The sequence below is a fragment of the Paracoccus sp. SY genome (assembly GCF_002901215.1).
Taxonomy (GTDB): Bacteria; Pseudomonadota; Alphaproteobacteria; order Rhodobacterales; family Rhodobacteraceae; genus Paracoccus; species Paracoccus acridae.
In genome coordinates this window covers 197,641-219,993 of sequence record NZ_NWMQ01000004.1, presented here as the reverse complement: position 1 = coordinate 219,993, position 22,353 = coordinate 197,641, and the positions used below count along the sequence as shown (strand labels likewise).

At 63.3% G+C, this 22,353-nt stretch carries 25 protein-coding genes; 12 read left to right on the top strand and 13 right to left on the bottom strand.

Annotated features, from left to right (window positions below; all coding sequences use genetic code 11):
- Window positions 1-186: 186 nt before the first annotated feature.
- Together CK944_RS05940 and hrcA are read right to left on the bottom strand one after the other, a co-directional pair.
- Complete coding sequence (locus CK944_RS05940) at window positions 187-717, bottom strand: nucleotide exchange factor GrpE (RefSeq protein WP_103172121.1); 531 nt, start codon at window positions 715-717, stop codon at window positions 187-189.
- Between the two features lie 6 nt (window positions 718-723).
- Entirely contained in the window at window positions 724-1,779 is a 1,056-nt protein-coding gene (hrcA, locus tag CK944_RS05935; protein WP_103172120.1) for a heat-inducible transcriptional repressor HrcA, read from the bottom strand.
- A gap of 71 nt (window positions 1,780-1,850) precedes the next feature.
- On the opposite strand from hrcA, the gene rph reads away from it, so the two are divergent.
- The 8 genes from rph to CK944_RS05890 all read left to right on the top strand — a co-directional run bounded on the left by rph (window position 1,851) and on the right by CK944_RS05890 (window position 8,031).
- Window positions 1,851-2,564: a ribonuclease PH gene (gene rph, locus CK944_RS05930; protein WP_103172119.1), complete on the top strand. Its 714-nt coding sequence runs from the start codon at window positions 1,851-1,853 to the stop codon at window positions 2,562-2,564.
- Window positions 2,561-3,169 carry an RdgB/HAM1 family non-canonical purine NTP pyrophosphatase gene (gene rdgB / locus CK944_RS05925; protein ID WP_103172118.1) on the top strand — a complete coding sequence of 203 codons (609 nt, stop codon included), beginning with the start codon at window positions 2,561-2,563 and terminating at the stop codon, window positions 3,167-3,169. Before rph ends, rdgB begins: the two co-directional genes overlap by 4 nt.
- Window positions 3,162-3,536, top strand: a complete 375-nt coding sequence (locus CK944_RS05920; RefSeq protein ID WP_103172117.1) for a RidA family protein — start codon at window positions 3,162-3,164, stop codon at window positions 3,534-3,536. Before rdgB ends, CK944_RS05920 begins: the two co-directional genes overlap by 8 nt.
- A 23-nt stretch (window positions 3,537-3,559) precedes the next feature.
- The gene (gene hemW, locus CK944_RS05915; protein ID WP_103172141.1) at window positions 3,560-4,714 is read left to right on the top strand and encodes a radical SAM family heme chaperone HemW; all 1,155 of its coding nucleotides are present in this window, start codon (window positions 3,560-3,562) and stop codon (window positions 4,712-4,714) included.
- A gap of 1 nt (window position 4,715) precedes the next feature.
- Complete coding sequence (locus tag CK944_RS05910; RefSeq protein ID WP_103172116.1) at window positions 4,716-5,069, top strand: YbaN family protein; 354 nt, start codon at window positions 4,716-4,718, stop codon at window positions 5,067-5,069.
- A 60-nt stretch (window positions 5,070-5,129) separates the two neighbouring features.
- The gene (locus CK944_RS05905; protein WP_103172115.1) at window positions 5,130-5,384 is read left to right on the top strand and encodes a hypothetical protein; all 255 of its coding nucleotides are present in this window, start codon (window positions 5,130-5,132) and stop codon (window positions 5,382-5,384) included.
- Window positions 5,385-6,583: 1,199 nt separating this feature from the next.
- Complete coding sequence (locus CK944_RS05895; RefSeq protein WP_158247966.1) at window positions 6,584-6,970, top strand: hypothetical protein; 387 nt, start codon at window positions 6,584-6,586, stop codon at window positions 6,968-6,970.
- Window positions 6,971-6,987: 17 nt separating this feature from the next.
- Window positions 6,988-8,031 carry a TAXI family TRAP transporter solute-binding subunit gene (locus tag CK944_RS05890; RefSeq protein WP_103172112.1) on the top strand — a complete coding sequence of 348 codons (1,044 nt, stop codon included), beginning with the start codon at window positions 6,988-6,990 and terminating at the stop codon, window positions 8,029-8,031.
- On the opposite strand, the gene CK944_RS05885 is transcribed toward CK944_RS05890, so the two are convergent.
- The 5 genes from CK944_RS05885 to CK944_RS05870 all read right to left on the bottom strand — a co-directional run bounded on the left by CK944_RS05885 (window position 8,032) and on the right by CK944_RS05870 (window position 11,936).
- The gene (locus CK944_RS05885) at window positions 8,032-9,762 is read right to left on the bottom strand and encodes an AAA family ATPase (protein WP_103172111.1); all 1,731 of its coding nucleotides are present in this window, start codon (window positions 9,760-9,762) and stop codon (window positions 8,032-8,034) included.
- Window positions 9,763-9,990: 228 nt separating this feature from the next.
- The gene (locus tag CK944_RS05880) at window positions 9,991-11,319 is read right to left on the bottom strand and encodes an erythromycin esterase family protein (RefSeq protein WP_103172110.1); all 1,329 of its coding nucleotides are present in this window, start codon (window positions 11,317-11,319) and stop codon (window positions 9,991-9,993) included.
- Window positions 11,316-11,471 (bottom strand): hypothetical protein, encoded by a 156-nt coding sequence (locus CK944_RS23160; protein ID WP_158247965.1) that lies wholly within the window; start codon window positions 11,469-11,471, stop codon window positions 11,316-11,318. Before CK944_RS23160 ends, CK944_RS05880 begins: the two co-directional genes overlap by 4 nt.
- Window positions 11,472-11,480: 9 nt before the next feature.
- Window positions 11,481-11,675, bottom strand: a complete 195-nt coding sequence (locus tag CK944_RS05875; protein ID WP_103172109.1) for a hypothetical protein — start codon at window positions 11,673-11,675, stop codon at window positions 11,481-11,483.
- Window positions 11,676-11,678: 3 nt separating this feature from the next.
- Window positions 11,679-11,936: a hypothetical protein gene (locus CK944_RS05870; protein WP_103172108.1), complete on the bottom strand. Its 258-nt coding sequence runs from the start codon at window positions 11,934-11,936 to the stop codon at window positions 11,679-11,681.
- 104 nt (window positions 11,937-12,040) lie between these two features.
- Between CK944_RS05870 and CK944_RS05865 the strand changes: the two genes are divergently transcribed.
- Window positions 12,041-12,646 carry a phosphatase PAP2 family protein gene (locus CK944_RS05865; RefSeq protein WP_103172107.1) on the top strand — a complete coding sequence of 202 codons (606 nt, stop codon included), beginning with the start codon at window positions 12,041-12,043 and terminating at the stop codon, window positions 12,644-12,646.
- 23 nt (window positions 12,647-12,669) lie between these two features.
- On the opposite strand, the gene CK944_RS05860 is transcribed toward CK944_RS05865, so the two are convergent.
- Window positions 12,670-12,933 carry a hypothetical protein gene (locus tag CK944_RS05860; protein WP_103172106.1) on the bottom strand — a complete coding sequence of 88 codons (264 nt, stop codon included), beginning with the start codon at window positions 12,931-12,933 and terminating at the stop codon, window positions 12,670-12,672.
- A gap of 150 nt (window positions 12,934-13,083) precedes the next feature.
- On the opposite strand from CK944_RS05860, the gene CK944_RS05855 reads away from it, so the two are divergent.
- From CK944_RS05855 to CK944_RS05845, 3 genes are read left to right on the top strand one after another with little or no spacing between them, the layout of a single operon-like run.
- On the top strand, window positions 13,084-13,608 hold the full coding sequence (locus CK944_RS05855; protein ID WP_103172105.1) for a 2Fe-2S iron-sulfur cluster-binding protein: 525 nt from the start codon (window positions 13,084-13,086) through the stop codon (window positions 13,606-13,608).
- The gene (locus CK944_RS05850; RefSeq protein WP_103172104.1) at window positions 13,605-14,573 is read left to right on the top strand and encodes a xanthine dehydrogenase family protein subunit M; all 969 of its coding nucleotides are present in this window, start codon (window positions 13,605-13,607) and stop codon (window positions 14,571-14,573) included. The genes CK944_RS05855 and CK944_RS05850 overlap by 4 nt, the downstream gene beginning before the upstream one ends.
- Window positions 14,570-16,744 carry a xanthine dehydrogenase family protein molybdopterin-binding subunit gene (locus CK944_RS05845; RefSeq protein ID WP_103172103.1) on the top strand — a complete coding sequence of 725 codons (2,175 nt, stop codon included), beginning with the start codon at window positions 14,570-14,572 and terminating at the stop codon, window positions 16,742-16,744. The genes CK944_RS05850 and CK944_RS05845 overlap by 4 nt, the downstream gene beginning before the upstream one ends.
- A 207-nt stretch (window positions 16,745-16,951) precedes the next feature.
- Here CK944_RS05845 and CK944_RS05840 read toward each other — a convergent pair whose 3' ends face one another.
- From CK944_RS05840 to mnmE, 5 genes are read right to left on the bottom strand one after another with little or no spacing between them, the layout of a single operon-like run.
- Window positions 16,952-17,848 (bottom strand): ParB/RepB/Spo0J family partition protein, encoded by an 897-nt coding sequence (locus CK944_RS05840; RefSeq protein ID WP_103172102.1) that lies wholly within the window; start codon window positions 17,846-17,848, stop codon window positions 16,952-16,954.
- Window positions 17,848-18,633, bottom strand: coding sequence for a ParA family protein (locus CK944_RS05835; protein ID WP_103172101.1), 786 nt, complete (start codon window positions 18,631-18,633; stop codon window positions 17,848-17,850). Before CK944_RS05835 ends, CK944_RS05840 begins: the two co-directional genes overlap by 1 nt.
- A complete protein-coding gene (gene rsmG, locus CK944_RS05830) occupies window positions 18,620-19,186 on the bottom strand; it encodes a 16S rRNA (guanine(527)-N(7))-methyltransferase RsmG (RefSeq protein WP_239985971.1) in 567 nt (188 codons plus the stop codon). Before rsmG ends, CK944_RS05835 begins: the two co-directional genes overlap by 14 nt.
- Window positions 19,187-19,212: 26 nt before the next feature.
- On the bottom strand, window positions 19,213-21,072 hold the full coding sequence (gene mnmG / locus CK944_RS05825; RefSeq protein ID WP_103172140.1) for a tRNA uridine-5-carboxymethylaminomethyl(34) synthesis enzyme MnmG: 1,860 nt from the start codon (window positions 21,070-21,072) through the stop codon (window positions 19,213-19,215).
- A 9-nt stretch (window positions 21,073-21,081) separates the two neighbouring features.
- Window positions 21,082-22,347: a tRNA uridine-5-carboxymethylaminomethyl(34) synthesis GTPase MnmE gene (gene mnmE / locus CK944_RS05820; RefSeq protein ID WP_103172099.1), complete on the bottom strand. Its 1,266-nt coding sequence runs from the start codon at window positions 22,345-22,347 to the stop codon at window positions 21,082-21,084.
- Between the last annotated feature and the right edge of the window lie 6 nt (window positions 22,348-22,353).

The following is a 22,353-nucleotide window of genomic DNA, read 5'->3' as shown; positions in this document are numbered from 1 at the left end:
CATTTGCAGGTAAGCGTGCCGCCCGAGAAGCTGGGATTTCCCTGCTTGATGCCATTGTCGACGGCGGGGTGTATCTTCACCCCATCAGTGCTGGCCATGGTTCTTCCCTCCCGATGAACCGAACGTTCTCCAAACGTCGCGCCATCGGGACATTTCGGCAAGTCAGATGAAGGTTGTAGCGCCCGCCTAGCTGGCGGGCGTGGACGACACCCCGACCTTGGCCGGGCGCAGCAGCCGGTCATGCAGGCGGAAGCCGTTGTCCATGATCTGGATGATCTCTCCGGCGATGGTGCCGGGAACGGCGGCCTCGAACATGGCTTCGTGTTCGCTGGGGTCGAACTTGTCGCCGGGCTTGGGGGTGATGACGGTGACGCCATGCTTGGCAAAGACGTTGTTCAACTCGCGCAGGGTCAGTTCCACCCCCTCGATCAGGGCGGCGGCCGCGGCGCGCTGTTCCTCGCCCGCGGCGTCCAGGGCGCGGGTCAGGGCGTCGTGGACCGGCAGCAGATCGCGGGCCAGGCGCGATCCGCCATATTGCTCGGCCTCGCGGCGGTCCTTGTCGGCGCGCTTGCGCGAGTTTTCGGCATCGGCCAGGGCGCGCATCCACTTGTCGCGCAGCTCGTCGCGCTCGGCGGTCAGGGCCGCGATCTCGTCCGTGGGATCGGCCAGCGGATCCGCCAGGATGTCGTCAAGGGGCTGTTCGTTCTGATCGTTCATCGTCTTTCATCCTTTCCGGCCGGACAGCACCCGCCCGACCAGCTGCGCGGTATAGTCGACAATCGGCACGATGCGGCCATAGTTCAGCCGCGTCGGTCCGATGACGCCAACCGCGCCTACAATCTTTCGGTCGGCATTCATATAGGGCGAAACCACCAGAGCGGAACCCGAAAGCGAAAAAAGCTTGTTTTCGGACCCGATGAAGATGCGGACCCCGTCGCCCTTTTCCGCCAGTTCCAGGAATTCCACGATGTCGCGCTTGCGTTCCAGGTCGTCGAACAGCACCCGGATGCGGTCCAGATCGGCGGCCTCCTGGTCCAGAAGGTTCGCGCGGCCCCGCACGATCAGGCGCGGATCGTGGGATTCGCCGTCCCACAGGGCCAGGCCCGATTGCACCAGTTCGGCGGCCAGCACGTCCAGTTCCTGCCGGCGCGCCGCGATCTCGCGGCCGATATGGCCGCGCAACTCGGACAGGGTCCTGCCCTCGGCCATGGCATTGAGGAAATTCCCCGCCTCGCGCATCGACGACGGGGTCTGGCCCACGGGCGGCGTGAACAGGCGGTTTTCCACATGGCCGTCGGCAAAGACCAGCACCACAAGCGCGCGGTCGGGGCCGAGGCTGACGAATTCGATATGGCGGATCGGCGCCTCGTGCTTGGGCATCAGCACCAGGGACGCGCCGCGCGTGATCGCGGACAAGGCCGTGCTGACCCGGTCCAGCAGCACGCCCGTGTCGGGATCGTCGTTGCCCAGGGTCTGGTCGATGGCGGCGCGGTCGGGGGCGCTGACGGTATCGACCTCCATCATGCCGTCCACGAACAGGCGCAGCCCCTGTTGTGACGGCATCCGCCCGGCCGAGACATGCGGGCTGTCCAGAAGCCCCATCAGTTCCAGATCCTGCATGACGTTGCGGATGGTCGCCGCGCTGATCTTTTCGGACAGCGCACGGGTCAGGGTCCGCGACCCCACGGGTTCGCCGGTTTCCAGATAGATCTCGACCACGCGGCGGAAGATCTCGCGCGAGCGGTCGTTCATGTCCTGCAAGGGCGTCTTCTGGTCCATGTCCCTCGAAGGGTTGCGTGATGGGCCGCAGGGGCGGTATGGGGCGGGGATCTTCGCAAAAAGGAAAAACCATGCGCCCGTCTGGCCGGAATCTAAGCCAAATGCGTCCGATTTCAATCGAAACCGGCGTGATGGCCCATGCCGAAGGGTCATGCCTGATCCGCGTCGGCAACACCCATGTTCTGTGCACCGCCTCGCTGGAGGAAACGCCGCCGCGCTTCCTGAAGGGCACGGGCCTGGGCTGGGTCACGGCGGAATACGGGATGCTGCCGCGCGCCACCAACACCCGCAACCGGCGCGAGGCCGCAACGGGCAAGCAGTCGGGCCGCACCCAGGAAATCCAGCGCCTGATCGGGCGCAGCCTGCGGGCGGGCGTGGATCGCAGCGCCCTGGGCGAACGCCAGATCACCATCGACTGCGACGTGATCCAGGCCGATGGCGGCACGCGCTGCGCATCCATTACCGGCGGCTGGGTCGCGCTGCGGCTGGCGGTGAACAAGCTGCTCAAGGCGGGCGCGATCACCAGCGACCCGATCATCGACCATGTGGCGGCCGTGTCCTGCGGCATCTATGCGGGCCAGGCGGTGCTGGATCTGGATTACGCCGAGGACAGCGAGGCCGGGACCGACGGCAATTTCGTGCTGACCGGCAGCGGCCGGCTGATCGAGGTGCAGATGTCGGCCGAGGGCGCGACATTCAGCCGCGACCAGATGGGCCAGCTTCTGGACCTGGCCGAAGGCGGCATGGCCGAACTGGTCGCCGCGCAAAAGGCCGCCGTGGCATGAGGAAGTTCGACGGCAAGCGCCTGCTGATAGCCACCCATAACGCCGGCAAGCTGGACGAGATGCGCGCCCTGCTGGCCCCCTATGGCGTCGAGGTGATCGGCGCGGCGGATGCGGGCCTGCCCGAGCCCGAGGAAACCGAAAACAGCTTTGTCGGCAATGCCCGCATCAAGGCCCGCGCCGCCGTCCAGGCGACCGGCCTGCCCGCGCTGTCCGATGACAGCGGCATCTGCGTCGATGCGCTTGACGGCGCACCGGGGGTCCACACCGCCGACTGGGCCGAAACCGGCAATGGCCGTGACTTCCGCATGGCGATGCAGCGCACCTGGGACGAACTGGAGGCGCGCAACGCCCCCGCCCCGCGAACCGCGCAGTTCCGCTGCACGCTGGTGCTGATGTGGCCCGACGGCCATGACGAGGTCTTCGAGGGCGTGCTGCCCGGTCAGGTCGTCTGGCCGCCGCGCGGGGTTGAAGGCCATGGCTATGACCCCATCTTCATGCCGGACGGGCATGACGTGACCCTTGGGGAAATGCCGCCCGATATGAAGAACAGCCTCAGCCACCGGGCGCGGGCGGTGGAACGGATGATAAGGGGCAGCTTTGCATAGGATTTCAAGCGGATCCCCCTTTGAGGCGGCGATGGGCTACAGCCGCGCCGTGGTGAAGGGCGACTGGTGCTTCGTGTCGGGCACCACGGGTTACGATTACGCCACCATGACCATGCCCGACGATCCCTGCCAGCAGGCCCGCAACTGCTTTCGCACGATCTTCGCGGCCCTAAAGGAAGCGGGGTTCGCCCCCGCGGACATCGTGCGCGTGCAATACACCGTCACCGACATATCCGTGATGGAGGCGATCGTCCCCGCCCTGTCCGAAGCTATGGGCGACATCCGCCCCGCCGCCACGATGGTCATCGCGGGCCTGATCCGGCCCGAGATGAAGGTCGAGGTCGAAGTCACGGCGCTGCGCGGATGATGATGCCTGGGCCGGACAGCTTCGTGGAAGACTGGCGGGCGGGGGGCTTTGGCCTTTACATCCACTGGCCCTTCTGCGCGGCCAAGTGCCCTTATTGCGACTTCAACAGCCATGTGGTCGCAAGCGTGGACCAAGCTCGCTGGGCCGACGCGCTGTCGTCGGAAATCGCCCGGCTTGGTGCGGAACTGCCCGGCCGCCATCTGGGCAGCATCTTCTTCGGCGGCGGCACCCCATCGCTGATGTTGCCCGAAACCGTGGACACCGTGCTGCGCGCGGCCCGCGCCGCCTGGGGTTTCGCCAACGACATCGAGATCACGCTGGAAGCCAACCCCACCAGCGTGGAACGCGGGCGCTTCCAGGGCTTTGCCGATGCGGGCGTCAACCGCCTGTCCATGGGCATCCAGGCGCTGAACGACGCGGATCTGCGGCGCCTTGGCCGGATGCATTCCGTGGCCGAGGCCCGCGCGGCCTTCGACGTGGCCAGGTCCTGCTTCGACCGGGTCAGCTTCGACCTGATCTATGCCCGCCAGGGCCAGACGCGCGAGGCGTGGCGGGCGGAACTGGCGGAAGCCCTGGACATGGCGGTGGATCATCTGTCGCTTTACCAGCTGACCATCGAACCCGGCACGGCCTTCGGCGCGCGGGCCGCGGCGGGCAAGTTGCGCGATTTGCCCGACGATGACCTGGCTGCCGACATGTATCTGGAAACCCAGGACATCTGCGAGACGGCGGGCATGGCGGGATACGAGACCTCGAACCACGCACGCGCCGGGTCCGAAAGCCGGCACAACCTTGTTTATTGGCGCCAAGGGGATTGGGCCGCCGTCGGTCCCGGCGCGCATGGACGGATCACCCTGCCCGGCGGGCGCTTCGCCACCGAGGCGCATCGGGCGCCCGGCGCATGGCTTGACGCGGTGGAACGGCAGGGAACGGGGGAATCGCTGCGCGAGTTGGTGCCCCTGGATGAACAGGCCACCGAATATCTGCTGATGTCGATGCGATTGACCGAAGGGCTGGATCTGGCCCGCCATGCCCAGCTGGCGGGCGCGCCCCTTGACGATGATGCCGTCTCCCGGCTGACCGACCTTGGCATGGTCGAACGGGCGGATGGCCGGTTGCGCACCACAGGCCAGGGCCGGCCGCTTCTGAACGCCATCCTGCGCGAACTGGCAACCTGACATGCGTTCCTTGTGGTATGCCCTTGGACTGGTCGCCCTTGCCCTGGGGATTGTCGGCATCGCCCTGCCGGTCGTGCCGACGGTGCCTTTTCTTCTGCTGGCGGCGGCGGCCTTTGCCCGCAGCAGCCCGCGTCTTGAACGGCGCATCATGAACCACCCGACCTATGGACCCCCTGTCCGCGCCTGGCGCGAACGCGGCGCGATCAGCCGTCTGGCCAAGACCTGGGCCGTTCTGGCCATGGCCTGCGGCGTGGGCTTCAGCCTGTTCGTCGGGATGCCGCCCTGGGTCGTGGGGATGCAGTTCATCCTGTGCACGGCGGTTGCCGCCTATGTCGTCACGCGGCCCGAAGCCTGACGGGCGGAACGACACCAGCCATCTTCGAGTTGTGCCGTTGCACAGACTTCGGAGGGACAGATGACCCAGGCCACCCTGACGCTTGACGGGATCGAACCGCTTCACGGCACGGTCGAGACCGGCGGGGACTATATCCGGTTCAGGACCGAAGGCGGCATGGATCCCGACCGCCTGGCCCGCCTGACCGAAGGCCATATCGACATCGACGGCAAGTCCGAGAAGGTCATGATCAAGAACGTCCAGTCCCGGTCAGCGGAACAGGACGCGGAAAGCGGCCTGGAACTGACCCTGCAACGCTTCGCCCCGGCCCCCTGATCCTTGGCCGGCTCGTCCGGCTTTGCGCCTCCAGGCGGGCGTCACAGAAAGATTGACAAAATACCGCCCTGCTTCATCATCGTCCCCGCCAGGGGGGCTTGTGTCGTGGGTGTTTGGTTTCTGGTCGCTTGGGCTGCTGTCGTCATGGCCGGGATGCCTGCCATGGCGCAGACCACCGATGAGGATCTGTCCCGCCAGGCCCATGCCCTGCGGCAGGTCATCTCGACCATGGAATCCGAGGCGGCGGAACTGGAACCCCGCCTGGAACGGGCGCGCGGCGAGCTTGCCGGCCTGACACAGCAGATTGCCGAAGCCACGTCCCAACTGGAAAGCGCCCGAAGCGGTCTGACCGACCTGCAACAGGAAGAAACCCGGATCCGCGCCGCGATCACCGAGGGTCAGGCGGAACAGGATCGCCAGAAGGCCGCAGCCGATGCGGCCAGGGCGGAACTGGCCGAGCTGACCAGGCAGATCGCCGATGCCCGCGGCACCATCAGCCAAGACCAGAAGGAACAGGACGGGCAGAAGGCTGCAACCGATGCAGCCAAAGCGGAACTGGCTAATCTCACCAAGCAGATCGCCGATGCCCGCGCCGAGATAGCCCAAAGCCAGGAAGAACGGGATCGCCAGAAGGCCGCTGCCGATGCGGCAAAGGCAGAACTGGCTAATCTCACCAAGCAGATCGCCGATAGTCGCGCCGAGTTAGCCCAGAGCCAAGAGGAACAGGATCGCCAAAAGGCCGCAGCCGATGCAGCCAAGGCGGAACTGGCCGATCTGACCAGGCAGATCGCAGATGCCCGCGCTACGTTCACCCAAAGCCAGGAAGAACGGGATCGCCAGAAGGCCGCAGTCGATGCGGCAAAGGCGGACCTGGCCGATCTGACCAGGCAGATTGCAGATGCCCGAGCCACGTTCGCCCAAAGCCAGGAAGAACAGGACCGCCAANAGAACGGGATCGCCAGAAGGCCGCAGTCGATGCGGCAAAGGCGGACCTGGCCGATCTGACCAGGCAGATTGCAGATGCCCGAGCCACGTTCGCCCAAAGCCAGGAAGAACAGGACCGCCAAAAGGCCGCTGCCGATGCGGCAAAGGCGGAACTGGACGCGCTGACCGCGCAGGTCGCCGATGTCCGCGCCACCTTGGCTGGGCTGACGGAACAGGAAACCGCCTTGCAAGCCCGGCTGACCAGATCCGAGGAAGTGGCTGCCCAGATTGCCGAACAGGAAAGCCGTTCGGCCGAACTGGCACAACAGATCGCCGCGCAGACCGCCGAACTGACCGCCCTGACCCGTGTGCGCGATGCGGCCGCCCCGGCCCCGGAAGTGGCTGACGCAGGCGATGACGGCATCCCCCAGTCCCCTGTCGCACCTGAGGCGGCTATGGTGCGGCGCAATCCCGCCCAGGTCGATGCCGCCTTGGCCCTGGCCCCCGCGCTGCCCCCGGCCGGCGAACAGCTCACCCGGCTGCGCGACATGCTGATCCAGGGCCATTGCCCGACCGAGGCGCTTGCGCAGGTCCAGGATCCGATCAACCGCCAGACGCTGCTGGCTCTGGTAAGCAGGCTGGGGGGATGCCGAGGATCATGAGGAAAAGGGACAGGGCAATGCGACGTTTCAAATCGGTGCTGCATCTGGTCGTGGCGGTCCTGGGGATCCTGGGGATGGGGCCCGCGCAGGCCCAGGATGCGCAACTCAGCATCATGACCGGGGCATCGACCGGCACCTATCTTCAGATCGGGCGCGACCTGGGCAACCTGATGCAGCAATGCGGCCAGTCCCTGGACGTGGTGGAATCCGCCGGATCGCTGGAAAACTTCCTGGCCGTGCGGCAGCGGCCCAACACCCAGTTCGGAATCGTGCAAAGCGATGTCCTGGAATACATGCAGACCTTTGCCGGCAACGATCCGGCGGTGGCCCGCGCCATCACTGGCGTCCGCATCGCCTTCCCCCTGTACGAGGAGGAGGTTCACATCCTGGCGCGCCGCGACATCGCGGGACTGGCCGATCTGGCCGGCAAGCGCGTCGCCATCGGGGTCGAGAACAGCGGCACCTTTCTGACCGCATCGCTGATCCTGTCGCTGGCCAGGGTCGAGCCTGCCGAGAAGCTGCTGGTGGCGCCCGCCGATGCCCTGCCGCAGCTGAAGGCGGACCAGATCGACGCCTTCTTTTATGTCGCAGGGGCGCCCGCGTCCCTTTACACGGAAGGCGACATCGACCCCGACCGCTTTCACCTTGTCCCGATCCAGGATCCGACCTTGCAGGCGGTCTATTCACCCGCCACGCTGGCCGGGGGAACCTATGGCTTCCAGCCCGATCCGGTCGAGCTGGTCGCGGTCAAGGCCGTGCTGATGACCTATGAATACGATCCGGCGCGCAATGCCTATCACCGGGCAAGCTGCAAGGGCGTGTCGGACATGGCGGCGCTGATCCTGACGCGCATCGACACCCTGCGTGCGGAAGGCCATCCGAAGTGGCAATCGGTCGATCTGACCGACATTCCCCCAGGATGGGACGTCGGGACCTGCGTCAATCGCGGGCTGGATCCGGCCTATCAGCTCAGCTGCCCCGCCTCTGCCGCCCAGGCCGTTCCCGACAGCGAAGCGAACGAGGCTTATCGGCGCAGCATCTGCGCCGTGATCGGCTGCTGATCAGCGCGCGCCCGGATCAAGCCGCGACCAGCCCGAGGCAGGCCCGTCGGTCCCGTCGGGCCGCAGGGCGATCACCCGCCACTGCGCGACCGGATAGGGAAGCAACAGCGCCGAAAGCGCCGTATCCACGCGGCGGGCCTGCTCGTCGCCACCCGCCGGCACAAGTTCGACCGTGAACCGGGGAACCGGCGCGGTGGCGGGGCCTTGCCACTGCAATTCCGTTTGTCCCTGCGCGGACAATCCCTGGAAGACCGGAACGGGCGGGTCCGACGGTTCCGGGTTCTGCGGGCGTGATGCGGCTTTCAGATCCGCAAGCCGCGCCGGGGCACCGCCGATGTCGCCGGCCGCTTCATACCATGCTGCGGCACGATAGGGATCGGCTTCCAGCCCGATGCCCGTTTCGTAAAGCTGTCCCAGGTAATAGGCAGCCCTGGCGTTGCCCCAGGATGCGGCGCGGGTATAAAGCTGCGCCGCCCGGACCGGATCCGCACCCTCTACGGCCAAGGCCTCGCTGAGAAGGCGGTCGGGATCGGGTGGAGCGTCCACAGCCACCCGGCCTGGCAAGCCTTGGGCCACAGGTTGCGGCGGGGCGACCTTGGCCGCAGGCGTGACCGGCAGCAAGGCCGCTGCGGTGATGGTGGTCTGCATCCGTCCGCTGGAATCACCGAAAGGCAGCAGAACCAGAAGCCCCGCCAGCCCCGCCGCCAGACCGGCATGATGCGGTCTGGCAAGACGCGGACCCGAGGCGGCGGGTGTCGCCGGGACAGGGGTATCCTTCTGTGCCGGTCGGACCGCGACCACGGGTTGCGGAGGAACCGCCGGCGATCGCGCCACGGGTCTGGGGCTGGCGAAAACGGGAACATTGCCGGGGGGATGGGCCTGCACGCCCTTGCTGGCGGGGCCAACCAGATGCGCCAGCCGCCCATCCTGGATCATGGAGGAAAGGCAGGCTTCGACAAAGGCCCCATCCACCTGCCGGTGGCCTGCCGCCGTCGCTTCGAACAGGCAGATCTGCACCAGGTGGTTGATGACCCTGGGAACGCCCCTGGACAGGGCATGCAGATGCCCGATGCCCGCCGCGTCAAAGACCTTGATGCCAGCATGGCAGGCGCAGCCCGGGATGCGGAAACGATGCGCGACATAGTCCGAGGTTTCATCCTGCCCCAGCGGCGCAAGGCGGAAGCGCCCACCGATCCAGGCACGCAGCAGGCAATGGGCGGGGCTTGCCAGGCGGGCTTCAAGTTCGATCCCCCCGACCAGCAACAGACTGATCGACCACCCCTCGACGGCAGCGGCATCGATCAGGCCCGCCAGATAGTCCAGCCCGCGGCCCGGCATGCCCTGCGCCTCGTCCACGATCAGCAGGATGCGGTCCCCGGTATCGGCGCAGGCCCTTCCAAGGGCGCGCGGCCCGCTTTGGGGATGATCGAAGGCCGGGCTGCAGGACATGCCTAGTGCCTTGGGCACCTGATGGTGCAGGTCGATCAACTGGGCATGGCTTTGGCCGATATGCCCGACCCGTATGCCGTGGCAAAGGCTGGCAATCTGCCGGGCCAGCGTGGTCTTTCCCGTGCCCGGTCCGCCGGTCAGGACCAGCACGGCCGGATCATGACCGATGCGGGCCAGAATATCGTCCTGAACCCGGCGATGGGATTTCGACAGATACAGGAACCCTGGGTCCGGCGCGAGCCGGAAGCTGGGACAAAACGGTGCCAAGGGGGATCGTTCCATGATCCTCTCCTCACCCGGCCAAACATTGGACACTGGTACGGACCAGGAAAGACTAAGCCGGTTGGCGGGCCATGTCCATCAGGACGTGCAGGACTTGCGGCAAGGTTGAAACATGGGATGCAACTCTGTCGGCATGGCATGAACCCTAGGCCTTGATGAAGCGTCGATCCGGGGGTCGTCCCGCACCTGCTGCCGCGTAGCGCGAACCACCCAAAGGCCCGGAATCGACTAGACCCCGAATGGCCAGGTGTCGGATGCGTCCTTGTGGTCTTCGCCGTCCTGGTCTTGACCATCATCCGATTCGACAAGCGCCCGGGTGCGGTCGAACCAGACCCAAGCATCGTATTGCCGCGCCGCGACGGCCTGCATGTAATGGCTGTAACGTTCGCTTTCGGGACGATAGATCACCCCGATGAAGCGTTGCAGCAGGGGCTTGGACAGATGCCGGGCCAGATCGGGATTGCCGCCCAGGTCCAGCAGGAATCGGTCGATCCCGGTGGCATGGCAATGGCCCTCGAGACTGTCGGAGCGTGACGGCCGCACGGTCATCACCTGCGCAGGGTCGTCCCAGTCGCTTGCCGCCGTGACGGTGCCCCGGTGGGTGCCGAAACCGATCAGGACGACCCCGTCGTCCCAGCGTTCGCGTGCCAACTGGCCCAGGTTATGTTCGCCCCGCGCCCGCCCCATCTCTGTCGCCGAGGCATCGCCGATATGGGAATTATGCGCCCATACGACGGCCTTGGCGTCCTTGCCCCCTGCCCGCAGCAGCAGATCCAGGGTTTCGACCATGTGGCTGTCGCGCAGATTCCAGGCCTCGGCCCCGCCGTGATACATGACCCGGTAATACCGCTCGGCCGAGGCGATCAGGCGGGCATTCTGCGCGGCGTCCAGCAGATCGGCGTCCCTGACTGTGGTCGCCTGCGCCAGCAGATCCCGGCATTGCCGCACGACCGCCTGTTCGCAATCGCTGTCGCCCGATCCCGCCATGCGGCCATAGGCATCGGGATGGTCGGCCCAGGGTTCCAGGCAGCCATACCGCTGTCGGGCCAGACTGGCCGCGTCGGGATCGGCGCTTTCCAGATAATCCAGGACCGCGCGGATCGAGGCGTTCAGGTTATACATGTCGAGGCCATAGAAGCCCGCCTGATCCTGCGCCGGCCGTCCCTGGTTCCAATCGCGCATCCAGCGAAGAAGCCTGGCGATTTCGCCGTTGCGCCACATCCAGCGGGGAAAGCGGCGAAACGCCTCGGACGTGCCCTCGGGCAGGTCCAGGCCGCGGACATAGCGGTTCAGGATTGCCGCGTCGGGCCAATCCGCTTCGACCGCGACGATCCTTGTGCCGTGATGTTCGATCATCCGGCGGGTGATGGCCGCGCGCGCGGCATAGAAATCGGCCGTGCCGTGGGATGCCTCGCCCAGCATCAGGACGCGGCGATCGCCCCAGCGGTCGAAGGCCGGGGCGAAATCGTCATGCGACGGCAAGGCCAGGGATTCGCATCCCCCGGCGATGGCCCGGACCAGGCCGGGATCGTCGGCTTGATCCAACGGGCGCGTCATTCCCGTTCTTCGTCCCCATCCTCTTTCCGGGCCTCGCGCCGGTCCGATGCCTTCAGGTCGGGGCGGGGATTGAAATCGGGATCGGCATTGGTCGTATCGACCTTTTTCTGGATGATCCGCTGCTGCTGATCGTGGGTCTTCTTGCCGACCATGATCGTCTCCTATCGGTTTGTACGGCCACGCTGGCTGGGATCGACGCCACCCTGCGGCGTCGTGTCATTCAGCACATCGCCTTCAAAGGTATTGTCGCCATCCATCGTGGGATCGTTGCGATCCGCACCCTTGGATCGGCCGATCCCCGGATCGTCGCGCAGATCCTTGTCGGTCGGGGTATCGGTCTTGGGATGCTTGCCCATGGCCTAGCCCTGCCCGTTGTCGAGATTGTCGTCATCGGCATCGTCGGCCTGACGGTTCGCCACATGGTCGTGATGCTGCTCGGTCTTCACATGACGGGAATCCAGCCCGCGCTGATCCGAATGACGCGATGTGTCGCGGTTCGACAGGATTTCCTGCCGGGGCAGTTCGTCCATCGTGTCGGGGGACATGCCGCCGGTGCCGTCGCCCTTGCCCTGGTCCTGCTGGCCCGCGCCGAATTTCTTGCTGCTTGCGTTCGCCATTCTCGATCCTCCTGTTCGTATCGGTGGTGGCCAGGCCAAACCGGCGGGCGGGCTGATTTGTTCCCCTTGCGGGAACCGCCCCCCGCAGGTGTCGTTACGAAGGCATGTCCCAGCACAGCGATCCCGAAGACCACCCCGCCCCCCAGACCGAGGGTTTGGAACGCATGGATGTCGAGGCTGCGGCAAGCGCCGCCCGGCACCGGCATCATCCGGTCGTCAAGGCCCTTGGCACCGCCAGCGAACTGGCCGACCAGATACCCTTGGCGATGGTTTGCGGCACGGTCATCGCGGGCGGGCTGGTGGCCGGCCGGCCGAATGTCGCGCGGATGGGGATGCGCATGATGGCCGCCCATGTGGTCGCCAATGTGGTGAAGCGCAGGATCAAGAACCGCCTGCGCCGCACCCGCCCCGAGGAGATCGTCAAGCAGCGCGATTACGAATTCGAGCCTGGGGAAAGCAAGGGGGGCAACGACACCTCGTTTCCTTCGGGCCACACGGCCGGGGCGGTGGCGGTGGCGGCCATCGTCGCCCGGGACATGCCGGGCCTGGCGCTTCCGGCCGCAGGCACCGCGGCCCTGATGGCCGGCGTGCAGATCCCGCGGGCCAAGCATTATCCGATGGATGTCCTGGCGGGGACCTTGCTGGGCCTTGCCGCCGCACGGGCGGTCAACCTGCTGCTGCCCGGGGACAACGCCGATCCGGGACGGTAACCCCCGGACCGGGCAGCCGGTCTCTATTCGCCCGAGACGAACTTGTTGAAGCGGCTGGTGCCGCCATCGGCAGTCTTGTCGTGGTACAGGAAGTTCAGGTCGTTTTCATCGAAGATCTCGAAGAACTCATCCCACTCGATCCGGGTCAGGTTGTCTTCGGGTTCGCCGAAGTCGATGCGCAGGATCCCGCCCTTGCCGCCGGTTTCGACCTTGGCGGGATGGCCGTCACGGGATTCGGCCCATTTGCGGATGGTGTCGTGATCGCGGGTGGTCTGGGACTGGGACATGGAACGCTCCGATGTTTATTACGCGGGGGGAACGCCCTTTGCGCATCCCCGTTCCGTCCGCGAAAGCGATGGCCCCAAGGGAACGCAGCGCCGGTCTGGCGGTTGAGGGCGTGCCACCAGCCAGCACCGATGCCAGCATCCGGGGGATCCATGCAGATCACACTTCACCTGAACGGCGCGACCCATGACCTTGATCTGGACCCGCGCACCACGCTTCTGGATGCCCTGCGCCACCATCTTGGGATGACCGGCACCAAGAAGGGCTGCGACCATGGCCAATGCGGCGCCTGCACAGTGCTGATGGACGGTCGCCGGATCAATGCCTGCCTGACCCTGGCCTGCATGGCCCAGGACGCGCAGATCACCACCATCGAGGGCTTGGGCAGCCCGGAACGCCTGTCCCCCCTGCAACAGCAGTTCCTGGACCATGACGGCTTTCAGTGCGGCTATTGCACGCCGGGCCAGATCTGTTCCGCCATCGCCATGCTGGAGGAGATTGAGGCGGGCTGGCCCAGCCATGCCTCGGAAAACCTGGACGGTCCGTTCGAACTGTCCCATGCCGAGATCGCCGAAAGGATGAGCGGCAACCTGTGCCGGTGCGCGGCCTATGCCAACATCGTCGCGGCCATCCAGCAGGCCGCAGGGGCGACCGACCGTCGCGAGGATGCGGCATGAGGGAATTCACCTATCATCGCGCCGCATCGATCGCGGATCTGTCGCCAGACGCCACCATCATCGCAGGCGGCACCAACCTGCTGGATCTGATGAAGCTCGAGGTCATGGCGCCCCCTGCCCTGGTCGATATCACCCATCTTGATCTGGGCGGAGTCGAGCCGGAAGGCGAAGGGCTGCGAATCGGCGCCCTGGTCAGGAACAGCGACCTTGCCGCCCATCCGGTCATCCGCCGCGATTACCCCGTCCTGTCACGCGCCCTGCTGGCGGGCGCCAGCGGGCAGTTGCGCAACATGGCGACAACGGGCGGAAACCTGATGCAGCGCACCCGCTGCCCTTATTTCTATGACCGCCGCATGGCCTGCAACAAGCGCGATCCTGGCGCGGGCTGCGCGGCCATTGGCGGCGTGACCCGAAACCACGCGATCCTGGGCGCATCGGATCACTGCATTGCCACCTATCCCGGCGACATGGCCGTGGCGCTGATGGCCCTGGACGCCGTGGTCGAGATCGGCGGCCCCACCCCCCGCCGGGTGCCCTTGGCCGATTTCCACCTGCTGCCGGGCGATACCCCCCATGTGGAAACCGTCTTGGAACCCGGCGAGATCATCACGGCCGTGATCCTGCCTGCCCCGCCCGGGGGCCAGCACCGCTATCGCAAGGTGCGGGACCGGGCGTCCTATGCCTTCGCCCTGGTGTCCGTGGCGGCGGTGATCGGGACCGACGGTGGCCGCATCAGCCACGCCGCCCTGGCCTTTGGCGGCGTTGCCGCGAAACCGTGGCGGGACCCGGAGGTCGAAGCGTTCTTGAAAGGCAGCGAGCCTTCGGACGCGTTGTTCAGGGAAGCGGCGGACATCCTGCTGCGCCCGGCGCGCGGCTGGGGCGAAAACCAGTTCAAGATTCCCCTGCTGCGCCGCGCCCTGATCGCGACGCTGCGGGACGCAACCGGAATGGAGACGGCGGCATGACACGGCATCTGCGGGTCGATGGCCCGACCCACGACGACCGTCTGGACCACATGGCCCAAGGCATCCTGGGCCAGCCCCTGAACCGGCTGGAAGGCCCCTTGAAGGTGACCGGCCGCGCCGCCTATGCCGCCGAGGCGAGGCCCGCGAACATGGTCTATGGCGTCCTTGTGCAGGCGACCGTGCCCGCGGGAAAGGTGCTTGAAATCGGCGATGCACCCGGTGCCCTTGCGGTGATCCAGGACAGGCGCATGGTCCGCTATGCCGCGCAGGGCATGGACCAGAAGGGCCCTACCTCGGGGCCGGACCAGATCGAATACATGGGCCAGGCCATCGCCCTGGTCGTGGCCGAAAGCTTCGAGGACGCGCGTCACGCCGCCCAGAACATCTCCGTCCGCTACAAGGTCAGCAGCGTGCCTGTGGAACCCGAAGCCGTCACGCCCGAACTGCCGCCGAAAAAGCAGTCGGCGGCAGGCGACGTGGACAAGGCCATGCGCGAAGCCGCCGTCACGCTGGACCAAGTGTGGCACACGCCATCGCAGATGTCGGCCGCGATGGAGCCCCATGCCGCGATCGCCGAATGGGACGGCGATCAGGTGACGATCCGCGCGGCGTTGCAGATGTTGTCGTCGAACCGCAAGCAGATGGCCGATGCCCTGGGGATCAAGGAACAGAACCTTCGCCTGCTGTCGCCCTATGTCGGCGGCGGCTTCGGATCGAAGCTCGGCATCAATGCCGAGGCTGTCTCCGCAGCCATTGCCGCCAAGGAACTGGGGCGTCCGGTGATGGTCGCCATGACCCGACAGCAGGTCTTCGACCTTGCGCATCGCCGATCGGAAACCCGCCAGCGTATCCGGCTGGCCTGCGATGCGGACGGCCGGCTGACGGGAATCGGGCACGAGGTTCTGGTGTCCAACCTGCCCAGCAGTGAATTCACCGAACCCGTGGCACAGGCTACACCCTTCACCTATCAGGCCGCGCATCGACAGGTGGTTCACGCCGTCGCGCGCATTCATCGCGGTTGTGCCGGATCCGTCCGCGCGCCGGGCGAGGCGGTGGGTGTCACCGTCTTCGAATGTGCCATGGACGAATTGGCCGAGGCCGCGGGAATCGATCCGGTCGAACTGCGCCTGCGCAACATCCCCGACGTCGAACCCACGACAGACCGCCCCTTCTCCAGCCACAAGCTGGCCGAGGCGCTGCGCGAGGGTGCCAGGCTGTTCGGCTGGTCGAACCGCAAGCCCACCGGGCAGCAGGTCGAAAGGGAATGGATGATCGGCATGGGCATGGCCGCCGCCGTGCGGGTCAACATGCTGGTCGAATCCCGTGCCCGCGTCACGCTGAACCAGGACGGCCAAGCCGTCGTGGAAACCGACATGACCGATATCGGCACCGGCACCTATACGATCCTGGGCCAGCTTGCCGCCGAAATGCTGGGACTGCCCATCGAACAGGTCGAGGTCAGGCTGGGGGACACGAATTTCCCGCCCGCCTCGGGTTCGGGCGGTTCTTTCGGGGCAGCGTCCAGCGGGAACTCCGTCTATCTCGCCTGCGAGGAAATCCGCAGTCAGATCGCCAAGGCGATGGACTGCGACGAGGCGGACCTGACCCTGCAGGACGGAATGGCACGGGCCGGCAACGTGGCCCGGCCGCTGTCGGATTTGATCGACGGCCAGATCAGCGGCGAAGGCCATCTGCAACCCGGCAAGACCGAAAAATCGCATCGCCAGGCAACCTGGGGCAGCCATTGGGCGGAAGTCGCGGTGAACCGCTGGACCGGCGAGGTGCGCGTCCGCCGCATGATGGGCGTCTTCGCCTGCGGGCGGGTCCTGAACGAGAAGACTGCGCGATCACAATGTCTGGGCGGCATGACCTTTGGCATCGGCATCGCCCTGACCGAGGCGATGGAGCACGATTCCCGTGACGGTCATGCCGTCAGCCGTGATCTTGCGGAATATCACATCCCGACGCATGCGGATGTCCCTGCGCTCGAGGTGCATTTCCTGCCCGAACGGGACGCCTATGTCGGGCCGCTGCAAGCCAAAGGATTGGGAGAATTGGGAATTTGCGGCGCGGGTGCGGCCGTTCTGAATGCCATTCATAACGCCTGCGGCGTCCGCGTGCGGCACCTTCCTGCAACACCCGACAAGATCGTCGCGGGACTGAAGGATTGATGCTTTCCGCGCGTTTCCTGGTGATCAGGCATCGACAGCACCATTGACTCCGGCCACTATGGTGGACCCTACCGACGTAACTTGCCAGTCAGATCAGGTCCTTAAAGTTGGACGAATGTCCGTGCTATGGCAAAATTCGACGACCGGTCGTTGTGCGGAATTGAACCATGGAAATGCGCGAGCGTCCTTGATGGAATTATCCCATCATCAGCTGGGACGCCCCAAAAGCTGGCATAGCCGATCCAGTTCCTCCAGATTCTTGTACGTGATCGAAATCGTCCCACCCCCATGAGGGGCATGGTCGATCGTCACGGCCATTTTCAGCTGCGCGGAGAGGTCCCCTTCCAAGGCCCGCGTATCGGCGTCCTTGTCACCCTTGCGGCGAGACTGCGACTTTTCACCAGAAGTTGTGTTCTTTCCTTGACGACGCACAAGATCTTCGGTTTCCCGAACGGATAGGCCACCATCAATAACGCGCCGTGCCAGAGTGGCAGCGTTGTCCGCCGTGATCAAAGCCCGGGCATGTCCCGCTGTCAACCGGCCATCCTTGACATAATCCTGAACCGGATCCGGCAAGGTCAAGAGCCTCAAGAGGTTGGCGATATGGCTGCGGCTCTTGTTCAGTGCCTCGGCCAATTTTTCCTGGGTATGGCCGAACCGGTCCATGAGCTGACGAAAGGATGCAGCCTCTTCGATGGCATTCAGATCGGCGCGCTGAATGTTTTCGATGATGGCAACTTCGAGAACCTCGGTATCGGTCAGGTCCCGGATGATCACCGGAAGTTCATGCAACTGCGCCATCTGCGCCGCACGCCAGCGACGTTCGCCCGCGACGATCTGGTAAAGACCCTCATCCCTCGGATGCTTGCGGACGATCAAGGGTTGAAGAACGCCACGTTGACGAAGAGATTCTGCAAGTTCCTGCAAAGCCGCCGGATCGAAATGCCGCCGGGGCTGATCAGGATTGGCCGTGATCTGTTCGATGGGAACCATCGTCCGATCCTTCGTCGGTTTTGGTTCGCCCGGCGTATCAAGATCCAGATCCGCCATCAGCGCCGACAGGCCACGACCCAAGCCGCGTTTTGCAGATTTGCTGTCGGACATCAGGCAACCTCATTGGCAAGTTTAAGACGAGCCGCAAATTCGGCGGCAAACTGACGATAGGCAAGGCTGCCCTTGGACGCAGGATCGTACAGAAGAACGGGCTGTGCAAAGGAAGGTGCTTCCGACACACGGACGTTTCGAGGAATGACAGTTGTAAAAACCAGATCCCCCAGCGTCGCACGGGCATCAGCTTCAACCTGCTGAGACAGATTGTTGCGGTAATCAGACATCGTCAACAGAACGCCGTTTACGCGAAGATTGGGGTTCCCGCTTTGACGCACATGCTTTACCGTCGATAAAAGCTGCGACAAACCCTCAAGGGCATAGAATTCGGCCTGCAAGGGAACAAGGACCGCATCTGCAGCAACCATGGCGTTGACCGTCAAAAGCCCCAATGCAGGCGGGCAATCGATCAAGATCACGCTGTCTCGGGGAGCTTCATCCAGCTTGCGCCTTAAAAGACGAGTGCGATCCTTTACCTGGGCTAGATCAACATCGGCCGACGAAAGATCAGGGGTCGCTGGAACAACTGTGAGGTTCTCAATGTCCGTCTGGACTTGGCAGTTCTGCAGAGAGTCCGACCCTGCCAGAAGATCATAGACCGTCTTAAGACGTTGCTCGACTTCGATGCCCAAGCCGGTCGAAGCGTTTCCTTGCGGATCCAGGTCAATCAGGATTGTCTGATGGCCAGCCATGGCCAGTGCCGCACCCAGATTGATGGCAGTGGTCGTCTTCCCTACCCCGCCTTTCTGATTGGCAATAGCAATGACGCTAGGCTCTGCCATGTCTGACTCCAGTCACTTCCAGTATTGCTGCTCCAGCCTCAGTTCGGCTTGGATGCGCTATATAGTCGAAATTCCAGTTCTTCCGGGCATCTTGGACTTCCTGCTGCCAAAGGACGCCTTTCATCAGAAAAGCCCTGCCCGAAGGTGCCAAGTGCAGCGCAAGATATGCCATGAGTTGCCTCAACGGGGCAAGGGCACGCGCGCTGATATAGGCAGCATTCAGAGGAGAAAGTGTCTCGATCCTCTCGTTCACAATAGTCACGTTGGTCAACGCAGTTTCTCGCACAACAGTACGCAGGAAAGCTGCTTTACGTTTGTCGCTTTCGACCAATCTGAATTGGATGTCAGTATCGCTGTTGGAAATGGCAAGGACCAGACCAGGAAGTCCGCCACCGCTTCCAAGATCCACCCATGGACCAGATGTACCGCCAGCAATTTCACTTACCTGAAGACAGTCATCAAAATGCCTTTCCTGAAGATAAGGCAGAGTTGCCGGAGAAACGAGATTGATCTTGGAGTTCCATCGCCCAAGAAGATTGCCATAGATCGTCAATCTGTCCTTTGTTTCACGTGAAACAATCATGCCGTCAACTTCTTCTGAAACTTCGATGCTCCAAGCAGAAGCGTCAAAGCCGCAGGGGTCATACCCTCGATCTTGGCAGCTGCAGCAAGCGTTTCCGGTCGAAGGGTGTTCAGCTTGGCTGCAAGTTCCTTGGACAAACCGGATAGCTGCGCATAGTCAAACTTCTCCGGCAACATCACTGCTTCGTCCTGCTTCAACAACTCCACATCCCGGGCTTGCCGATCAATGTATTGATCATAAAGAGCGTCATTGCGCAGTTGCTCCAGCGTAGCTGGATTGATCTTGCGAATTTCCGGGTAGAGACCTTCAAGCTGGGCAAGTGAAACTTCCTGCTGACCCATCAACCCAAAGAGGGATCGCCTTTGCCCATCTTGGCGGGCGGCAATGCCCGCCTTCGACAACATAGACGGACTGAATGTCAGATTCTGCATATCTTGACGTGCAGCTTCATAACGCGACTGTCGCTCTTCAAAGAACCTCCGACGCCGTTCGCTGATGCAGCCGATCTTGATCCCCAATGGCGTTAGACGCTGATCAGCGTTGTCCGCACGCAGGGACAAACGAAACTCCGCCCGAGAGGTAAACATCCGGTATGGCTCAGAAACGCCCCGAGACGTCAGATCATCAATCATCACCCCGATATAGCTATCTGCGCGGCTGAAGGTGATACTTTCACAGCCTTGAGCAGCTAATGCCGCATTCAACCCAGCAAGAAGGCCCTGCGCCGCTGCCTCCTCGTAGCCAGTTGTGCCGTTTATCTGCCCTGCCAGGTAGAGGCCGTGTACATTCTTTAATTCCAATGTGTTTTTCAGGGCGCGTGGGTCGACATAGTCGTACTCGACCGCATAGCCAGGCTGCAGGATAACAGCTTGCTCCAACCCCTTTATCGTTCGGACATATTCCAACTGAATGTCCGCTGGCAGGGACGTGGAAATGCCGTTAGGATAAACCGTATTGTCTTCCAAACCCTCTGGTTCCAAGAAGATTTGGTGAGAATCCTTGTCACTGAAGCGCAGGATTTTGTCCTCGATCGAAGGACAGTAACGGGGGCCGCGGCCCGAAATGTGACCGCCATACATTGCAGATTGAGACAGATTGCCTCTGATAATCTCATGCGTATGAGTGTTCGTGTGAGTAATACCACATGAAATCTGACGTGCTTCAGCGGCCGTACTCAGATAAGAGAACAGGACCGGCTGATCGTCGCCGGGCTGTTTTTCCAGGATATCCCAATTGATCGTTCGACCGTCCAGTCGGGGAGGAGTGCCAGTCTTGAGGCGTCCCAAAGGAAGATCGTATCGGCTGATCGATTCGGCCAAGTGATTGGAAGCACGATCCCCCCAGCGTCCGGAAGGGCGACTTTGATCGCCGATATGGATCAAGCCGTTCAAGAATGTCCCGGTGGTCAGGACAACTGCATTGGCGTGTAATGTCGTTCCTTCGGCGAGCTGTACTCCTGAAACAAGCTGGTCATCTCCCAGCAAACGGGAGACTTCAGAAAAGATCAGATCGACATTTGAATAGCTGGATATAGCTTCAAAGGCATGCGCCCGATACAGGCTTCTGTCCATCTGGGCACGCGGTCCTTGGACTGCCGGACCTTTCTTGCGGTTCAATAATCTGAACTGAATACCGGCGCGGTCGGCAATATGGCCCATCAAGCCATCCAAGGCATCGACTTCTCGAACCAGATGGCCTTTGCCCAGTCCCCCAATGGCGGGATTGCAAGACAAGGCTCCTATATCTTCGCGACGCATTGTTACCAAGGCAGTCTTTGCACCCATCCTGGCAGAAGCTGCAGCCGCTTCGAGACCCGCATGACCCGCGCCAACAACAATAACATCATATTGTTTCACGTGAAACACTCACTTTCCGATGCAGAAGGATGTGAAGATTACATCCAGATAATCTTCCGCACCGATTCTGCCAAGTAATCGATCCAAAGAAGAGGCCGTACGCCGAATGGTTTCGGCCAACAGTTCTGGTGGAAGGCCTTCTGCCCCCTCAAGGGCTTCGTATGCTTCGGATAAGGCTGAAAGTTGGCGCTGATGACTGACAAGCGCAGCATTGGCTGTCCTAGCGCTTAATGCATCAAAAATTCGGTCTATCAGCTGATCCAACCCTTCTGACGTCAAGGACGATACCGGAAGACCCTCTACACTGTTAAACAAATCTGACTTCGTGGCGACCAGAATATCCCCATCTTGCCACAGTGTGTCGTCCTTCTTCCCTTCAGGAGAAAGGTGAAGGCGTAAATCCGCTTCGACCGCTCGCGTTCTTGCCCGTTCTATCCCCAAGCTTTCGACGATGTCTTCTGACGTGCGCAGACCTGCGGTGTCCAGCAACGTGACCGCCAATCCTCGAATATCCAAACGCAGTTCGATGATATCGCGAGTCGTGCCGGCAACATCGGATACCAAGGCCACTTCCCGGCGCGCGATCCGGTTGATCAGACTGGATTTTCCGGCGTTCGGGGGGCCGATGACAGCCACCTCGAAACCGTTTCGAATACGTTCCGCCGCGGCATAACCGGAAATCTGTTCGTGAAGATCGCGCCTCAATTCAGACAGAAGATCGAAAACTTCGTCTGGAACATCATCCGGAACATCTTCATCGGCAAAATCAACACTGCTTTCCACCAAGGCGCCGGCGCGGATCAGCAGGGATCGCCAGTGGTCCGCCTTTCGGGCAAGTTCACCGCTGCTCATCCTCATGGCCAGACGTCGCTGGGATTCCGTTTCAGCAGCAAGAAGATCGCCCAAGCCTTCCACTTCGGACAGGTCCATGCGCCCATTCAGAAAGGCACGGCGGGTGAATTCTCCGGCTTCTGCCAGGCGCAGGCCCTGGTTCGTCAGCATCTGCCCCAAACGACGCACGATGACCGGTGCGCCATGCAGATGAATCTCAGCCAATTCCTCGCCTGTAAAGCTGTGGCCTTCTTCGAACCACATGACCAAGGCACGATCCAGGACGTTGTCTGCATCCCGGATATCTCGAAGATAGGCATGACGGGGGTAGGCCAACGGACCGACCAAGCTTTCGGCGACACGTCGTGCCCCATCGCCGCTTATCCTGACAATGGAAACGCCACCCCGCCCAGGCGGGGTGGCTTCGGCATAGATCAAGTCCATTGCTGT

Bases quoted from the DNA above. Each gene is read 5' to 3' on its own strand.
- CK944_RS05910 (WP_103172116.1), top strand. From the start codon at position 4,716: ATGCGTTCCTTGTGGTATGCCCTTGGACTGGTCGCCCTTGCCCTGGGG.
- CK944_RS05850 (WP_103172104.1), top strand. From the start codon at position 13,605: ATGAGGGAATTCACCTATCATCGCGCCGCATCGATCGCGGATCTGTCG.
- CK944_RS05865 (WP_103172107.1), top strand. From the start codon at position 12,041: ATGTCCCAGCACAGCGATCCCGAAGACCACCCCGCCCCCCAGACCGAG.
- CK944_RS05880 (WP_103172110.1), bottom strand. From the start codon at position 11,319: ATGACGCGCCCGTTGGATCAAGCCGACGATCCCGGCCTGGTCCGGGCC.
- mnmE (WP_103172099.1), bottom strand. From the start codon at position 22,347: ATGGACTTGATCTATGCCGAAGCCACCCCGCCTGGGCGGGGTGGCGTT.
- rdgB (WP_103172118.1), top strand. From the start codon at position 2,561: ATGAGGAAGTTCGACGGCAAGCGCCTGCTGATAGCCACCCATAACGCC.
- CK944_RS05875 (WP_103172109.1), bottom strand. From the start codon at position 11,675: ATGGGCAAGCATCCCAAGACCGATACCCCGACCGACAAGGATCTGCGC.
- CK944_RS05940 (WP_103172121.1), bottom strand. From the start codon at position 717: ATGAACGATCAGAACGAACAGCCCCTTGACGACATCCTGGCGGATCCG.
- CK944_RS23160 (WP_158247965.1), bottom strand. From the start codon at position 11,471: ATGGTCGGCAAGAAGACCCACGATCAGCAGCAGCGGATCATCCAGAAA.
- rph (WP_103172119.1), top strand. From the start codon at position 1,851: ATGCGCCCGTCTGGCCGGAATCTAAGCCAAATGCGTCCGATTTCAATC.
- CK944_RS05885 (WP_103172111.1), bottom strand. From the start codon at position 9,762: ATGGAACGATCCCCCTTGGCACCGTTTTGTCCCAGCTTCCGGCTCGCG.
- CK944_RS05860 (WP_103172106.1), bottom strand. From the start codon at position 12,933: ATGTCCCAGTCCCAGACCACCCGCGATCACGACACCATCCGCAAATGG.
- CK944_RS05840 (WP_103172102.1), bottom strand. From the start codon at position 17,848: ATGTCCGACAGCAAATCTGCAAAACGCGGCTTGGGTCGTGGCCTGTCG.
- CK944_RS05855 (WP_103172105.1), top strand. From the start codon at position 13,084: ATGCAGATCACACTTCACCTGAACGGCGCGACCCATGACCTTGATCTG.
- CK944_RS05890 (WP_103172112.1), top strand. From the start codon at position 6,988: ATGCGACGTTTCAAATCGGTGCTGCATCTGGTCGTGGCGGTCCTGGGG.
- hrcA (WP_103172120.1), bottom strand. From the start codon at position 1,779: ATGGACCAGAAGACGCCCTTGCAGGACATGAACGACCGCTCGCGCGAG.
- CK944_RS05835 (WP_103172101.1), bottom strand. From the start codon at position 18,633: ATGGCAGAGCCTAGCGTCATTGCTATTGCCAATCAGAAAGGCGGGGTA.
- CK944_RS05905 (WP_103172115.1), top strand. From the start codon at position 5,130: ATGACCCAGGCCACCCTGACGCTTGACGGGATCGAACCGCTTCACGGC.
- CK944_RS05870 (WP_103172108.1), bottom strand. From the start codon at position 11,936: ATGGCGAACGCAAGCAGCAAGAAATTCGGCGCGGGCCAGCAGGACCAG.
- CK944_RS05845 (WP_103172103.1), top strand. From the start codon at position 14,570: ATGACACGGCATCTGCGGGTCGATGGCCCGACCCACGACGACCGTCTG.